Origin of the sequence: Kineosporia corallincola, assembly GCF_018499875.1 — a bacterium.
GTDB classification, from domain to species: domain Bacteria; phylum Actinomycetota; class Actinomycetes; order Actinomycetales; family Kineosporiaceae; genus Kineosporia; species Kineosporia corallincola.
This window is the reverse complement of record NZ_JAHBAY010000001.1, coordinates 449826-465481: the sequence shown is the minus strand read 5'-3', so window position 1 is coordinate 465481 and position 15656 is coordinate 449826. Positions and strand designations below refer to the sequence as shown.

At 71.1% G+C, this 15656-nt stretch carries 13 protein-coding genes and 1 tRNA gene; 7 read left to right on the top strand and 7 right to left on the bottom strand.

Annotated elements, in window-relative coordinates:
• Positions 1-96 precede the first annotated feature (96 nt).
• A complete protein-coding gene (locus tag KIH74_RS02065) occupies positions 97-966 on the top strand; it encodes an NAD(P)-dependent oxidoreductase (protein ID WP_214153828.1) in 870 nt (289 codons plus the stop codon).
• Here KIH74_RS02065 and KIH74_RS02060 read toward each other — a convergent pair.
• Positions 960-2357 (bottom strand): DUF4832 domain-containing protein, encoded by a 1398-nt coding sequence (locus tag KIH74_RS02060; protein ID WP_214153826.1) that lies wholly within the window; start codon positions 2355-2357, stop codon positions 960-962. The two genes, KIH74_RS02065 and KIH74_RS02060, sit on opposite strands and share 7 nt — an antisense overlap.
• A 79-nt stretch (positions 2358-2436) precedes the next feature.
• Here KIH74_RS02060 and KIH74_RS02055 point away from each other — a divergent pair, with 79 nt between their 5' ends.
• Positions 2437-2904: a PPOX class F420-dependent oxidoreductase gene (locus tag KIH74_RS02055; RefSeq protein WP_214153825.1), complete on the top strand. Its 468-nt coding sequence runs from the start codon at positions 2437-2439 to the stop codon at positions 2902-2904.
• Between the two features lie 137 nt (positions 2905-3041).
• On the opposite strand, the gene KIH74_RS02050 is transcribed toward KIH74_RS02055, so the two are convergent.
• Positions 3042-3353, bottom strand: coding sequence for an antibiotic biosynthesis monooxygenase family protein (locus KIH74_RS02050; protein ID WP_214153823.1), 312 nt, complete (start codon positions 3351-3353; stop codon positions 3042-3044).
• A gap of 81 nt (positions 3354-3434) precedes the next feature.
• Here KIH74_RS02050 and KIH74_RS02045 point away from each other — a divergent pair, with 81 nt between their 5' ends.
• The 3 genes from KIH74_RS02045 (at position 3435) to KIH74_RS02035 (ending at position 5445) form a co-directional block, all read left to right on the top strand.
• Positions 3435-3800, top strand: coding sequence for a hypothetical protein (locus KIH74_RS02045; RefSeq protein ID WP_214153821.1), 366 nt, complete (start codon positions 3435-3437; stop codon positions 3798-3800).
• Positions 3793-4188 carry a hypothetical protein gene (locus KIH74_RS02040; protein ID WP_214153819.1) on the top strand — a complete coding sequence of 132 codons (396 nt, stop codon included), beginning with the start codon at positions 3793-3795 and terminating at the stop codon, positions 4186-4188. Before KIH74_RS02045 ends, KIH74_RS02040 begins: the two co-directional genes overlap by 8 nt.
• Before the next feature lie 150 nt (positions 4189-4338).
• Positions 4339-5445, top strand: coding sequence for a sugar ABC transporter substrate-binding protein (locus KIH74_RS02035; protein WP_214153817.1), 1107 nt, complete (start codon positions 4339-4341; stop codon positions 5443-5445).
• A 13-nt stretch (positions 5446-5458) separates the two neighbouring features.
• Here KIH74_RS02035 and KIH74_RS02030 read toward each other — a convergent pair whose 3' ends face one another.
• Complete coding sequence (locus KIH74_RS02030; protein WP_214153816.1) at positions 5459-6292, bottom strand: helix-turn-helix transcriptional regulator; 834 nt, start codon at positions 6290-6292, stop codon at positions 5459-5461.
• 69 nt (positions 6293-6361) lie between these two features.
• Here KIH74_RS02030 and KIH74_RS02025 point away from each other — a divergent pair, with 69 nt between their 5' ends.
• Positions 6362-7090 (top strand): SDR family NAD(P)-dependent oxidoreductase, encoded by a 729-nt coding sequence (locus tag KIH74_RS02025; protein ID WP_214153814.1) that lies wholly within the window; start codon positions 6362-6364, stop codon positions 7088-7090.
• 11 nt (positions 7091-7101) lie between these two features.
• Here the strand turns inward: KIH74_RS02025 and KIH74_RS02020 are convergent.
• Together KIH74_RS02020 and KIH74_RS02015 are read right to left on the bottom strand one after the other, a co-directional pair.
• A tRNA-Thr gene (locus KIH74_RS02020) sits at positions 7102-7175 on the bottom strand.
• Positions 7176-7234: 59 nt separating this feature from the next.
• Complete coding sequence (locus KIH74_RS02015) at positions 7235-9415, bottom strand: EAL domain-containing protein (protein ID WP_214153813.1); 2181 nt, start codon at positions 9413-9415, stop codon at positions 7235-7237.
• A 308-nt stretch (positions 9416-9723) separates the two neighbouring features.
• On the opposite strand from KIH74_RS02015, the gene KIH74_RS02010 reads away from it, so the two are divergent.
• The gene (locus tag KIH74_RS02010) at positions 9724-11862 is read left to right on the top strand and encodes an MMPL family transporter (protein ID WP_214153811.1); all 2139 of its coding nucleotides are present in this window, start codon (positions 9724-9726) and stop codon (positions 11860-11862) included.
• A gap of 46 nt (positions 11863-11908) precedes the next feature.
• Here KIH74_RS02010 and KIH74_RS02005 read toward each other — a convergent pair whose 3' ends face one another.
• A complete protein-coding gene (locus KIH74_RS02005) occupies positions 11909-13021 on the bottom strand; it encodes a saccharopine dehydrogenase family protein (protein WP_308113512.1) in 1113 nt (370 codons plus the stop codon).
• A 372-nt stretch (positions 13022-13393) separates the two neighbouring features.
• On the bottom strand, positions 13394-15583 hold the full coding sequence (locus tag KIH74_RS02000; RefSeq protein WP_214153807.1) for a serine/threonine-protein kinase: 2190 nt from the start codon (positions 15581-15583) through the stop codon (positions 13394-13396).
• Between the last annotated feature and the right edge of the window lie 73 nt (positions 15584-15656).

Genomic DNA, 15656 nt, shown 5'->3' with positions numbered 1-15656 from the left:
CCGCACTGCGATCATCATCCGTGATCACCGACCGCAACCGCGTGCGACCCCAATTGTGGACGGCGAAGAGCTCCGGCCGGGCGTAACGTCCCGCTGGTGACCGAAGCTTTCGAGAACTCGCCCGTCGTCGCCCTGCTCGGCACCGGGACCATGGGCCTGGGCATGGGCCGCAACATCGCCGCCGCCGGCCTGACCCTGCGGGCCTGGAACCGCACGCAGGCCAAGGCCGATCCTCTGACACAAGACGGTGCAACCGTTCTGGCCTCCGCGGCCGAGGCGGTGAGCGGCGCCGACATCGTCGTCACCATGCTGTTCGACGCCGACAGCGTGGCCGCCGCGATCGACCAGGCCGCCCCGTCCCTGACCCCCGGCACGATCTGGATCCAGACCAGCACCGTGGGCGTCGAGGGCGACGCGCGGCTCGCCGCCCTGGCCGGACAGCACGGCCTGGTCTACGTCGACGCGCCGGTGCTCGGCACCAAGGGCCCGGCCGAGGCGGGCACCCTGACCGTGCTGGCCTCCGGCCCGGAGTCCGCGAAACCGCGCGTGGCACCGGTTCTCGACGCGATCGGCTCGCGCACGCTGTGGGTGGGCGAGGCCGGGGCCGGCACCCGGCTCAAGCTGGTGGCCAACGGCTGGGTGCTGACCGTGGTCGACGGTCTGGCCCAGTCACTGCGTACGGCCGAGGCGTTCGGCCTCGACCCGGCGCTGTTCCTCGACGCGGTGAAGGGCGGGGCCGTGGACGCCCCCTACCTCGGCATCAAGGGCAACGCCATGCTGAACGGCTCGTACGACCCGGCTTTCACGCTGAGCGGCGCGGTGAAGGACGCCACGCTGATCGAGGAGGGGGCCCGTGCCGCCGGGGCCGACCCGGCCTTCGTCGCGATCGCCCGCGAGCACCTGCTGCGGGCCGAGCAGGCCGGCCACGGCGACAAGGACATGTCAGCGGTCTACCTGGGCTACTGAGACACGGTCACGGTCTGCCCCAGGTCGTTCAGCCCGCTCTCCGCGTCCCAGGTGCCCTCGTTGGCCGTGCGGATCGCGAAGAGCGGGTTGTCCGCCGCCTCGCCGTCCGCCGGGATGGCGAGGTACACGTCGTAGGTGCCGGCCGGCACGTCGTGCACCGTCGCGGTGAGCGCCACCGACTCCCCCGCCGCCCAGGTACGCACGTCGGCATCGGCGTCGAAGCCGACGGTGTAGCTGTTCTCGCCGTCTTTCAGCACCAGCCGGGCCGTGCGCGGGTTGTACGGGGCCGCCCAGCCGTCGTTGCGCACGCCCAGCGACACCGTGGCGCCGTCCACGTCGCTGCTGGTCATCACGAACCGGTAGCCGAGCTCCTTCGCGGTCTCGTCCAGGCCGTCCTCCCCCCACGAGTTCAGCACGTCGGCGTGGTAATCCCGGTTGAGATAGCTGTAGTGGTAGCGAGCCATCTCGGCCGAGGCGCTGGCCCACTCCGAGCGGGGCGCGTTCACGCCGCAGGTCTCACCACCCACCGGCAGGTAGGCGCTGTCGGCCTCCAGGTACTCCTGGTCGAGCGTGATCGGGTCGGACAGGAAGGTGCCGTAGTCGTCGGCGGAGGCCAGGAAGCAGTCGTTGTGATGGCCGATGCGTGCGGCGTCGCTGCCGTCGTACGCCTGCCCCGCCGTCAGCGCGGCGTCGGAGTCCAGGTACTGCTGCTTGGCGAACATCGTGCGGACGGCCACCATGCGCTCGTCGGGCACCGCGGCCAGCAGTGCCTTCAGCACGGCGTTGCGCCGGTCCCAGTCGGCCTGGGTGAGCGTGCCCGGGTCGGACGGGTCGGCGGCGAAGTGATCGGTGTAGTACCCCTCACCCCACAGACCGATGAAACCCTGTTGCACCAGGGCGATCACGTCGGCGTAGTCATGGAAGACCGGTTTCAGCAGCGCGATGTGGGCCAGCACCGTGTCGAGGGGAGCGTCGCCGTAGGGCGCGGTGTAGGGATAGTCGCCGCCCTGTGCGTAGGCGAACCGGACGATCACCGACACCCCGGCCGCGCGGGCGGTTTCGAGATCGGCCCGCACCAGCTTCAGGTAGGCCTCGTCGAGAGTGTCGTCCGCGGCGAACTTCTCCAGGTAGAACACCCGCAGAATCTGGGTGACGCCCTCCTCGCGGTAACCTGCCAGGGTTTCGGCGTCGAGCGGCGTGTAGCCGGATCCGTCGGCCCGGTAATGGGTTTCGGTGTGGTGGTAGAAGCCCCGCTCGGGATTGGCGATGACCGCCTCGCTCGCCGTGTAAGAGACCGTGGTGGGCTCGCCGGCCGAGGCCGAGACGGCCAGGCCGCCGCACAGCACCAGCCCCGCTACGGCACCTGCCAGGACACGCTTGGTGTATCGCATGCGCCGCAGGCTAGGCAACGACCGGCGGGTGCCGGGTCAGAGCCACGTTAAGAGAGCGTCCGCGGGTTAGATTGCCGCCATGCCGACCATCGCCACCGCCACCCGCGTCGAGCTGCCCGAGCTGCTCGACTTCGTCCGCCCGCGGCACCGGGCCACCCTCGTCACCACCCGTTCCGACGGCAGCCCGCAGCTGTCGCTGGTCACCTGCGGGGTCGACCCGCAGGGCCGCATCGTCATCTCGACCTACCCCGAGCGTGCCAAGGCGGTCAACCTGCGGCGCCGTCCCACCGCGTCGGTCTGTGTCCAGTCCGACGAGTGGAACGGCCCCTACGTCCAGGTCGACGGCACCGCCGAGGTGATCGACCTGCCCGACTCGGTGGAGCCACTGGTCGAGTACTTCCGCTGCATCTCCGGCGAGCACCCGGACTGGGACGAGTACCGGGCCGCCATGGTGAAGCAGGGCAAGTCGCTGATCCGGATCACGCCGGAACGCTGGGGCCCGATCGCCACCGGCGGCTTCCCGCCGGGACGCGCCCCTCAGGCCTGAACCCCTCCGGCCTGAACCTCTCAGACCGGAGCCCCTCAGACCGGAGCACGCGCCGAACCCCTCCCACCCGGGAAGACGTCCGCCCGAAACGCAAACGTGAGGTGCGATGCACCGTGCGGGCAAACGTCCCCAGGTTCTCAGGCCTCGGTGACGACCTCGAACGCCCAGATGCTGGAACCGGTGGCCGCCGGGGTGTCACCGGTGGGCCGGTCCGCACCGGCGTGACCACGCTGGAAGGCCTGGGACGCCTGCCACGCCTCGAAGTCGTCCTTGGTCTTCCAGCGGGTGTACACCAGGTACTGGTCGATGCCCTCGACCGGGCGCAGCAGCTCGAAGTGCTCGAAGCCGGCCTGGTTCTCGACCATGCCGGCCCGGTTCGAGAACCGCTGCTCCAGCACCTCGCCGCGTCCACCCGGGACGGTCAGCACGTTGATCACCACGTAAGACATGACCTCATCCTCTTACAGGGAGCCGTCCGGACCACAGGCACCCGCCCTGAGACCGTGATGTGTCCCCATTAGAGTGCGTGCGTGAGCAGCATCCTGTCCGGCCTGGTGATCGCCCTCGGCCTGGTCACCGCGGTCTGGAGCGTGGTGCTGTTCGCCCGCGCCCGCCGGGCCAGCAATGCCATGCTGCTGACCCTGGTCGCCTTCGAGGTGCTGCTGCTGGTCCAGCTGATCGTGGCGATCGTGACGGTGGCGGGCGGTGACCGGCCGGACGAGACGGCCACCTTCATCGCCTACGCCGCCAGCGAGCTGCTGATCCTGCCCGCCGGCGTGTTCTGGTCGGCGGCCGACCGCTCCAGGACCAGCGTCCTGGTGATGTTCATTGCCTGCTTTGCCGTGGCCGTGATGACGGCCCGGATGTTTCAGATCTGGAGCACCGTCGGTGGATGACCCCCGTACCTCTGGCCCCGGGCGGCTCCTCGTCGCCGTCTACGCGATCTTCGCCCTGGCCGCCACGGCCCGCGCGATCACCCAGATCCTGACCAAGTTCGACGAGGCCCCGCTGGCCTACCTGCTGTCGCTGTTGTCCGGCGTGGTCTATGTCGTGGCCACCCTGGCCCTGGCCCGCCCGGGCCCTGGCTGGCGCAAGGTCGCGCTGGCCACCTGCTCCTTCGAGCTGATCGGCGTGATCGCTGTGGGCGTGTTCACGCTGGCCGACTCCGGCGATTTTCCCGACCAGACGGTCTGGTCCAACTTCGGCCAGGGCTACGGCTACATTCCGCTGATCCTGCCGATGATCGGCCTCTACTGGTTGCGCCGCACCGCCGACCGGCCCTGAAGGCTGGCGCAACCTCGCGATCCGGGCATAAGTTCCCTTCCGCAACATATCCGCGTCACGACCCCGATCCGGGTCGTGACGTCCTTCAGGCTCCCCGGGGGGCCTGCTTCGCTCCGGCAGTGACGCCGGGCAGAGGGAGGGACCGGATCCATGCGCAGACATCTCCTCGCCGCAGCGGCGATCGGCACGGCGGCAGTACTCACGCTCTCGGCCTGCGGGGGTGATTCCGACGACGGCGACACGGGCACCGGGGACAGCTCCGCCGACGGCAAGGTCGGGGTGATCCTGCCCGACGCCGCGTCGTCACCCCGCTGGGAGAACGCCGACCGCCCGGCCCTGACCGAGGCGTTCGAGAAGGCCGGGGTGGAGGCCGACATCCAGAACGCGGGCGGTGACAAGGCCAAGTTCCAGACCATCGCCGACGGCATGATCAGCTCGGGCGTCAGCGTGCTGCTGATCGTCAACCTGGACAGCGACTCGGGCAGCGCGGTGATCAAGAAGGCCACCGACGCGGGCATCCCGGTGATCGACTACGACCGCCTCACTCTCGGCGGCGGGGCCAAGTACTACGTGTCGGTCGACGGTGTGCTGGTCGGTGAGACGATCGGCAAGGGCCTGGTGAAATGCCTTCAGGACGAGGGAAAGACGAGCGGTGACGTGGTCGAGCTGAACGGCTCGCCCACCGACAACAACGCCACGCTGTTCAAGCAGGGCTACGACAAGGTGATCCGCGAGGCCGGCTACGACGTGGTCGCCGACCAGGACGTGCCGGACTGGGACACGCAGAAGGCGGGCGTGCTGTTCGAGCAGATCGACACCCAGCTGAAGGGCGACTTCGTCGGGGTGGCGGCGGCCAACGACAGCCTGGGCGGTGCGGTGATCGCCCGGCTGAAGAGCCAGGGCCGCGAGGGCGAGGTGGCCGTGACCGGCCAGGACGCCACCGATGACGGTCTTCAGCAGGTACTGCTCGGCAACCAGTGCGTGACCGTCTACAAGTCGATCAACAAGGAGGCCGCCGCCGCGGCCGACCTGGCGGTCAAGCTGATCAAGGGTGACACGGCCGGTGCCGACGCCCTGGCCTCCGGCACGTCGACCGACACCGAGCTGAACACCGAGGTGCCCTCGGTGCTGCTGGAACCGCAGGCGATCTACGCGGACAACGTGCAGGACGTGCTCGACGACGGCGCGACCACCGCCGACAAGGTCTGCACCACCGAGGAGCTGAAGAAGGCCTGCGAGCAGTACGGCGTCAAGTAGCAGAACCCGAGAACTATGGACGACGATGGGCTTTCACGGGCTCATCGTCGTCCATGGTTCTGTGCAGGTGACGCAGGGCCCGCTCGGACGGACTGCCGGGATCGGCGGTGATGAAGACCACCTGCTGGTCGTCCTCCGGCACCGCGAGCACGTCGCAGTTCAGCCGAAGACGCCCCAGCCGTGGGTGTTCCGGCGTCTTCACCTGATGGCCGGGCAACCGCACCGGATTGGCCCGCCAGAGTCCACGGAACTCCTCGCTGCCCCGGAACAGGTCGTCCAGCAACGTCTTCAGCGCTTCGTCGTGCGGATAACGCACGGCAGCGGCACGCAGCCGGGTGACCACGATCTCGGCGAACTCCGGCGCGGTAGAGGTTTTCGCTCCATCGTCGGTGAGAAACCTGCTGCGAGCCAGGTTCCGCCCGGCCTGTGGCCCGAGAAGCGCCTCGGCCAGCGGGTTCCAGGCCACCACGTCGTAGTTGGCGGCGGTGACCACGGCCGCGGTGCCGGGCATCCGGCCCAGCAGCCCGGTCACGTGCGGCCGCACCCGGCGGGCCGGCCCGGCCGGGGCCGTGGGTGCGCTGCCGGCCAGGCGGAACAGGTGAATCCGCTCGGCCGGGCCGAGTTTCAGGGCGGAGCAGACAGCGTCGAGCACCGCCGCCGACGGACGCGGGCCACGGGCCTGCTCCAGCCGGGCGTAGTAGTCGACCGACATCCCGGCCAGCTCGGCCACCTCCTCGCGCCGCAGGCCGGGCGTGCGCCGGCGCGGGCCGCCGGGCAGCCCGGCGTCGGTGGGACGCAGCGCCTCCCGCCGGTCGCGCAGAAACCGGGCGAGTTCGGTACGGGGCACGGCGGGCTCTCTCTCCGTCGGACTGGTTGTACCTGGATCCGGCCGGCTGCCGGGAGCAGCGTGAGGGCCATGAGCAACCCGATCGCGCTGGTCACCGGCGCCAACAAGGGAATCGGCAAGGAAATTGCCCGGCAGCTGGTCGCGGCCGGGCTGACCGTGCACGTCGGATCGCGCGACGCCGCCCGCGGGCAGCGAGCCGTGGACGAGATCGGCGGCGACAGCCACCTGGTCGTCCTCGACGTCACCGACTCCGCGAGCATCGCCGGGGCCGCCCGCACCGTCGGCGACCTGGACATCCTGATCAACAACGCCGGAACGATGACCGACGGCGCCACCGGGCCGGAGGCGAGCGTCGACAGTTTCCGCCGCACCTACGAGACCAACGTGTTCGGCGTGGTCGCGGTCACCAACGCCTTCCTGCCCGCCCTGCGCCGCTCACCCGCGCCGCGCATCGTCAACATGTCCAGCGGCACCGCCTCGCTGGGGGCCAGCACCGACGAGGCGGTGCGGGCGGCAGCCACCGCCGCCCCGGCCGCGCTGTCGCCCGGCGCGATCAGCTACCGCTCGTCGAAGGCCGCGCTGAACCTGGTCACCGCGCTGTACGCGCAGGCCCTGCCGGAGTTCCGGGTGAACGCGCTGGCGCCGGGGCTGCGCGCGACCGACCTGAACGACCGGGCGCGTGACCTGGGCGAGGACCCGGCGGAGGCGGCCGAGGGCGCGGTGCGGCTGGCCCTGCTGGCCGATGCCGGGCCGACCGGCGGGTTCTTCAGCTGGGACGGGACGGTGATGCCCTGGTGAGGGGCACTGGGAGCCCGCTGTCGGATTCGAACCGACGACCTGCTGTTTACAAGACAGCTGCTCTGGCCAACTGAGCTAAGCGGGCGGGGCGTGCACGCAGAACTCTACCGGTCGGGCCGACCGGTCGGTGCGCCCCCGCCCGACTCAGGCCGGCAGCAGTTCGTAGCTCGGCCCGGGCCGCCCGAACAGGTAGCCCTGGGCGTGCTCGACACCGATCCCGGCGAGCAGGGCCGCCTGGTGCTCGGTCTCGACCCCTTCCACCACCACGTCGATGCCGAGTCCCCGGCCCAGCCCGGCCAGGGCCTCCACGATGCGGTCGCAGCGCGGGTCCTCGCCCAGGCCGGAGGTGAAGCTGCGGTCCACCTTGATCCCGGAGACCGGCAGGTCACGCAGGTACGACAGGGCGGAGAAACCGGTGCCGAAGTCGTCCACCACGATCCGCACGCCGAGGGCGTGCAGCCGCTCCAGCTCCTCCCGGGCGGCCGGGGCCGTGCTCAGTACCACCGACTCGGTGAGCTCCAGCACCAGCCGACCGGGCTCCAGCCCGCTGGCGGCCAGCACCAGGTGCACCTGGTCGGCGAGACCTGGCCGCAGGAGCTGGTTCGGCGACACGTTCACCGCCACATAGCCCGGCTCCTGGCTGGTCACCGCGGCCCGCACCGCGGCCCGCAGCACCCAGGCGCCGAGCTCGACGATCAGCCCGGACTCCTCGGCCACCGGCAGGAAGGCGACCGGGGGCATCATGCCGCGCACCGGATGCCGCCAGCGCACCAGCGCCTCCCGCCCGATCACCCGCTGCCCGGTCAGCCCGACGATCGGCTGGAAGTGCAGCTCCAGTTCACCGTCGCTGATCGCGATCCGCAGCTCGTGCTCCAGGTCGAGGCGCTCTGCCGCGGTCCGCAGCACCTCCGGCCCGGCCGTGTCCCAACGGTCCCGTCCACCGCGTTTGGCCTGCTGGCAGGCGATCTCGGCGTCGCGCAGCAGCATCAGCGGATCGGTCTCGGGCTCCCCGCACAGCCGGATCCCGATGCTGACGGTGGGTCGCAGCGTGCGGCCCCCCAGAATCAATGGACGACGAACAGCGGCCCGCACCCGATCGGCGAGCGCACCGGCCTCGGCCTCGTCCGCGAGGTCGTCGCAGACCACCACGAACTCGTCGCCGCCCAGCCGCCCGGCGGTGTCGCCGGGCCGCAGCGCACCGGCCAGCCGGTGACCGATCTCGATCAGCACCTCGTCGCCGTCCTCGTAGCCGGCGTTGTCGTTCACCACCCGGAAATGGTCCACGTCGCAGTGCATCACGGTCGCCAGTGGACCACCGGCCCGCACCCGGTCCAGGGCCTTCTGCACCCGGTCCAGCACCAGCGGGCGGCCCGGCAGACCGGTCAGCCGGTCGTGCAGGGTCATGTGTGTCATCAGGCTCTGGGCCTGGTACAGGTCGCTGCGGTCCTCGATCTGCACCACCAGCTGCACCGGGCGCGAGGCCGAGTCACGGATCGGCGTGACCACCAGCGTGCCCCACAGGTGCATGCCGCCCAGACCGACGAAACGCCTTTCCAGGCGCAGGGAATCAATGTCCCCGGCGATCAGCCCGGCGATCCGGTCGCGCACCGCGTCCACGTCCTGGGCGTGCACCACGTCGGCCAGGGCCCGGGCCTGGAGCTCGTCGGCCCGGTAGCCGAGCATGCGGCAGAGCGTGCGGTTGACCCGCAGGAAGCGGCCGTTCAGCGCGGCCACCGCGATCCCCACCGGGCTGTGCTGCATGGCGCGGCGGAAGATGTCGTCGCCGCCGGGCAGCTGGGCCGGCGCACTGGGCACCGGGTCGGCGGCCGGCGACACGGAACTCACCACCGCCCGCGGCAGGCCGTCGTCGCCGAGCAGCGGGATCGAGGTGACCTGGAGCAGCGGGGACTCACCGAAACCGCCCGCGTTCACCTCGGAATCGGCGAATCCGCTCTGCATCTGGCCGCTGCGCAGCGCGGCCGCGCTGATCCTGGTGACCCCGTCGAGCCGGGCCGAGCGCAGGTCGATGACCGGACGGGGCGCCTCGCCGGGCTCCTCGTCGTCCATCATTGTCGGCATCACCCCGGACCCGCCACCGCGCCGCTGGCCGGGAACCCCGGGCAGAGCCGGCACGGGCTCCTCCAGCAGCGACAGGCCGAGAAGCCGCCCGGCGCGCGGATTCGCCAGCAGCACGGCGCCGTTCAGGTCCTGGAGCAGCACCCCGTCGGGCAGCGCGCCGAGCAGGGCCCGGTGCCGGGCCTCCGACTCGGCCACCGAAACCTGGGCCGGCTCACGCCTGGAGCGGCGCAGATCTCCTCGGGGCATGACTCTCCTCGTCGCGTTCCTCGTCCGCAGTCTATGAACCCCGGCCCCCGGCCCCCAGGGCGACACGGGACGGCTGACAATTTTCAAAAAGTCCCGTGCAGCAATTGATTCCGAGATGACACGGCTTCGTCCCGGAGGGCCGGTATGTCGGTCTGCTGGGGGCTTGCCGGGGGACGGATCAGGGCGATCCCTGATCGTCACGGACACGGCGGGTGCTCATACTCGGGAAGCGTGACCGCGCCCCGGGGGTTCGTGGCCGGCCGCACTTTCTGCTGGGTCAGGGGAACTCGGAGACAACCATGACAAGCATGGCCACGTTCGTTGTCAGACATCGCTGGTGGGTGGTGGGCTTCTGGCTGGCCGCCCTGGTCGCCGGGGTGGGCGCCGCCTCCGCCGTGCCGGACCGGCTCAGTTACGACTTCTCGCTTCCCGGCCAGGAGGGCTACGAGACCGCTGTCGACCTGGGCGAGGCCTACGGCATCACCGGGGAGATGTCCCGGGTGCCGGTCTACACCGCACCGGCCGGCGAGACCATCGCCGAACATCGCGACGAGGCGGCGCGGATCGACCAGGCGCTGGCCGCCCTGCCCGGGGCTCAGGTGCTGGGCTACGCGCAGACCGGCGACGAGCGCTTCCTCACCGACGACGGCCGCAGCACCTTCAGCCTCCTGTTCACGCCCTCCCCGGAGGGCTGGGCCGACCCGGTCGCCGACCAGCTCGCGAGCACCCTGGCCACCGCCGCGCAGCAGACCGGGCTCGACGTCCGGACGACCGGTTACCTGGAGCTGTCCACCGACTCGGCCGAGGACACCGAGGGACCCAGCGTGCTGGCCGAGACGCTGATCGGGGCGGTGGGGGCCCTGGTCGTGCTGATCTTCGTGTTCGCCTCGTTCCTGGCCCTGGTGCCGCTGCTGGTCGCCGCCGTGGCGATCCTGTCCACCTTCCTGGTGGTGCTCGGGCTGACCGAGATCACCGACGTGTCCTTCGTGGTGCAGTTCCTGGTCGCGCTGATCGGTCTCGGCGTGGCGATCGACTACTCGCTGCTGGTGGTGTCGCGCTGGCGGGAGGAGCGCGCACACGGGATGAGCAACGACGAGGCCGTGGGCACCGCCGTCCGCACCGCCGGGCACGCCGTGCTGGCCTCCGGCGTCACCGTCGCGATCAGCCTGATCGCGCTGGTCGTGGTGCCGGTGCCGATGCTGCGCAGCATGGGCTTCGGCGGCATGCTCATCCCCCTGGTCAGCACGATGGTGGTGCTCACCCTGCTGCCGGCCCTGCTCAGCCTGGTCGGTCCTCGGGTGGACTGGCCGCGGATCCGCAAGGAGGGCAACGCCTCTCGCGCCTGGTCGGCCTGGGCCCGAGGTGTGGTGCGCTACCGCTGGGTGGCGGCCGGCGTCGGGATCGCGGCGCTGGGCCTGGCCGTCGCACCGGTCTTCGGCCTCCAGTTCGGGATGACCAGCTCCGGTTCGCTCGCCGACTCCGGCCCCGCCCACGAGGCGCTGACCGACCTGGGCGAGGGCGGCGTCGGCAGCGGGGTGCTGTCACCGATCACCGCCGCCGTGGCCTCGCCCGCCGACGCCCCGGCCGTGGCCGAGGCTGCCTCCCGGGTCGAGGGGGTGCGGCTGGCGGTGCCGCTCGAGCCGTCGCCGTCCGGCCTCACCGGCGTGGTGATCGTGCCCGACCACGAGACTGTCGACAACACGTCGGTGGCGATCACGGACGACGTGCGTGACGCCGTCAGCGGCCTGCCGGGCTACCGCGGCCTGGCCGGGGCCGGACCGGTGGTGCAGGACTACCAGAACGCCGTCTACGACCGCTTCCCGCTGGTGCTGACGCTGATCGCGCTGATCACCTTCGTGCTGCTGGTGCGTACCTTCCGCTCGGTGCTGCTGCCGCTGAAGGCCGTGCTGCTCAACCTGGTCAGCCTGGCCGCGGTGTTCGGCCTGGCCACCTGGTTCTGGCAGGAGGGTCACGGGTCGCAGGCGGTGTTCGGGGTCAGCGAGACCGGCGCGATGGAGTTCTGGCTCCCCGTGCTGATCTTCGCGTTCCTCTTCGGCCTGTCGATGGACTACGAGGTGTTCCTGCTCGCCCGCATGCGCGAGGAGTACGACCGCACCGGGTCCACCAGCATCGCCATCGAACGGGGCCTGGGACGCACCGGCCGGCTGATCACCTCGGCCGCGCTGATCCTGTTCTTCTCGTTCGCGGCCCTGGCCTCCACGCCCGACACCGACATCAAGGTGCTGGCCACCTCGCTGGGCGTGGGCATCCTGCTCGACGCCACGCTGGTGCGCTCGCTGCTGGTGCCGGCGCTGGTGTCGCTGTTCGGCCGGTACAACTGGTGGCTGCCGGTCCCGCTGGCCCGGCTGCTGTTCGTCGAGCCGTCACCGTTGCGACCGGCGACGGAGGTCGAGGAGGGCGAGCGCCGTCCGGTCGGCGTCGGCTGAGACGCACCCGTGATCATGCACGAATCGTGCATGATCACGGGGTTTCTCAGTCCACCCGCTCCAGTCCCGCCTGCCGGGCCCCCTCGACCGCGGCGGTCAGGCCGAACGCCCCGACCGGCCCGATCGCACCGGCCACCTGCGGGCCGCAGTTCGGCACCGCGGAGGCGTGCCAGGCGAGCAGGCGGGCGGTGAGGTCGTAGGGGTTCGGTCCGGTCAGGGTCACCCGCGACAGGGTGTTGCCGGAGGAGTCCTGGGCCTCGGCCACCACCATGCTGACCATCGCCGTGCGGCCGGCCGAGTCCGGGCCCTCCTCGGCGGCCGCGACCAGGCGGCGGTGCATCATCTTGGTGATCGCCCGGCCGGGCGACAGCCGGGCCGTGCTGGTGGCCGACTTGGGCAGCAGCGAGCGGCCCTTCGGGTCGGGGCGCAGCCAGCCGATGTACACGTCCACGTCGCGCACCTGGGGCTGGAACTGGGCCAGGGCGAAGTGCTCCGAGCCGCCGACGCTGAGGGCGGACCGCTCGATCCCGTCGATCACGTAGGTGCGCTCGCGGCGTCCGGGCATCTCCGCCTCGATCACCCCACCCCGGCGCACCAGGCCGGGTTCGAACAGGGCGCCGGTCACCGAGTCGAGAACCCCGGCGCTGAACGAGTTCTGCTCGAAGTCGCCGAGCACGAAGTAGGCCACCTGCACGCGGGTGGCCTGCGGGCCGGCCTCCTGGAGGGCCACGGCGCCGGCGATGTTGCCGGGTGTGAAGCTGAACCCGACAGAGGGCATCACCACCACGCCGGCCTCGCGGGCCGGGCGGCCCCACTTCTGGAACACCTTGCGGATGTGCGGCGGCTCCGGGGCGACGTCGAGGTAGTGCGCGCCACGGGTCACCGCGGCCCGCACCACCTCCTCGCCCAGGGTGCGGAACGGGGTGACCGTGCTGATCACGACGTCGCCCGGGTTGATCAGGGCGGTCAGCGAGCCACGGTCGGCGGCGTCGGCGATCCGGAAGTCCAGGCCGCCCAGTTCGGAGGCGAGCTGAGACAGCCGGCGGCCGTCCCGGCCGGCCAGGGTCGGCATGAGGCCGCGATCCACCAGGGCGCGGGCCGTCACCCGTCCCAGGTAGCCGCTCGCCCCTAGCAATACGGTTCGCGGTCCATTTGTCACAGGGTGAAACTAGGCACCCCGATCACGTCTGCACCAGCTGAATCCACCTCTGCGGCGGCATATCACTACTACAGGTGACACAGCTCATACATAGCAATCGGATTATTCCACTCAGGCACGGCAGATCGCTTATGTCGCATTACTTTCTTATGCCGTTATCCCCGACTCATCACACCGATAATGGTTTCCGGTGGCCAGCTTTCGGACAGCCGTCCGGAAAGATGGGGGTTTCTCCCCCTACCGAAAGTGGATTAGTCGGGTTTCACCGGAAATCGTGAATCGGGGGCCACTTAACTCCGCACCGGCCACCGGAGATCGACGACGAAAAAAGGGGCCCCGTCGACCGGGACCCCTTTTCGCGAATGTTCCGTGTTACTCCGCGCTCAGCTGCTGCACCAGGTCGGTGCCCTCGAGCGGACCCCAGTCCGGCAGGTGATCGGCGTTCTTCAGCACCGTGAGCACCGAGATCAGGAGCAGAACCAGCACCGCCCAGCCGACCACCCGCACCTGCGCGTTGCCGGTGATCGACGAGACCACCTTCTCGGCGCCGCGCCGCACCGGCCCACCACCGGGACCCCACCAGGCCGTGAGCACCAGCGCCGCCATGCCGACGGCGAGCGGCACCGGAGCGCCGGGGATGGCCGCCGACGGCGTGCCACCGGTCTGCGCCGCGGCCACGATGAAGGCCACGCTCACCCCGATCAGCAACGGCAGGATCAGCGAGAAGATCGTGGAGACGGCGGAACTCAGGATGCGCCAGGGCATCGACAGGAACGTGACCACGCCGTCGCTGGGCCGTGAGCCGTGCGAGTCGCGGCGCACCAGCAGCGCGGTGTTGGTGCGGTCGACCACTCGGGCGACGAGCATGCCGATGCCGACGATGCAGACCGCGCCGTAGGGGGCGACGGCACCGATCCCGGCGACCGCCAGCAGGAGACCGACCAGGAACGCCTTGCTGGAGCCCAGCGGCAGGCGCTCGAGCACGCCCCCGGCGGTCTCCTCGTCGTGGTGCTCCTGCGGGGCGTTCGGGTCGTCGCCGATCGGGCGGCCCTTCTGGAGCACCGGCGCCGACCCGCGCCGGGCCGGGTCGCCCTGCTGGTGCTGACCCTGCTGACCGTGCTGGTTCTGCTGACCGTGCTGACCCTGCTGGCTCTGCGGTCCGTAGGGGTTGGCCGGGGCGCCGTAGGCCTGCTGCACCCGCGAGTCGAACCCGTTGGCGGGGCCCTGCCCGTTCTGCTGCCCGTTCTGCTGGTTCTGCCGCGCCTGGGCCGGCGGGTCGAAGCGCCGCGTGGCCTGCGGCGGCGTGCCCCAGGTCGGGGGGATGACCGAGGTGGCACCGTCGCTACCGCCGCCCTGGTAGGGCGGGATCACCGACGTGGCGTCGTTGTTGCCCCCACCCGTCGGCGGGATCACCGACGTGGCGGCATCGGCGTGGGCCGACGGCGGCGGGATGACATGGGTGGGCATGTTCGAGCTGGAGCCGACCGCGTCCGGCGGGATCACCGAGGTCTTGGCGTCGGCGAATCCCGGCGGGGGCGTGCGGGCCGTGGCCACCTCGTCGGGGTCCGGGCCGTCGGGGAGCCGGATCGCGGTGGAGTCGGACGGCTTCACCGGCTGCTGCGCGAAGATCGCCTCGCCCGGGAACGGCGTGCGGCGGGTCTCCTCGTCGGGGCTCACGTACACATCGCCGCGCCCGCCCCAGGAGGGCAGCTGCGGGTTCGAACCAGTGGTGGGGGTGGGCCGCACCGGTGCCGACGCGGCCAGGCCGGCGATCAGCTCGTCGTGGTGCGGACGCACCCGGGGATCGACCGACAGCGCGGCCGTCAGGGTGGCGCGCAGCCCTTCGTCGACGCCGTCGAGATCGGTGACCCCGCGCCGCACCCGGTCGAGCACGACTTCGATCGGCCCGGTGCCGAACGGCGGGCGGCCGGTGGCGGCGTAGGCCAGGGTGGCGCCCCAGCCCCACCAGTCGGTGGCCGCGCTGACCGGGTCACCACCGATGATCTCGGGCGACAGGTAGCCGGGCGTGCCCATGACCAGACCGGTGTGGGTGATGCGGGACTCGTCGGCGGCGTGCGCGATGCCGAAGTCGATCAGCACCGGCTCGCCGTCGAGCAGCATCACGTTGGCCGGCTTCACGTCGCGGTGCACCACACCGGCGGCATGGATCGTGCCCAGCGCGTCGGCCAGCACCTTGCCGATGCGGGCCACGTGGCCGCGCGGCAACGGCCCGTGGTCGCGCACGTGCTTCTCCAGGGTCTTGCCCGGGACGAAGCTGGTGACGACATAGGGCACATCGCCCTCGACGTCGGCATCGAGCACCCCGGCGACCCGGGGGTGACGGACCCGGCGCAGCGTGGCGACCTCGCGCGCGAGGCGACGGCGGGCGTCCGGGTCGCCCGCGATGTGCGGGCGCAGCACCTTGACGGCGACGGCCTTACCGTTGGCGTCCAGTCCGAGGTGGACGACGCCCATCCCGCCTTCCCCCAGGCGCTGGACGAGGCGGTACTGGCCAATCCGCCCGGTCTCGCCTGCTGCACGGGCGGTTGCATCGTGCGGCATGGTGAACACGGTAGGCCAAACGACCGACAACACGTAGCCACTCGCCCGACCACGCGTCGCGCGTCCTGCCCCG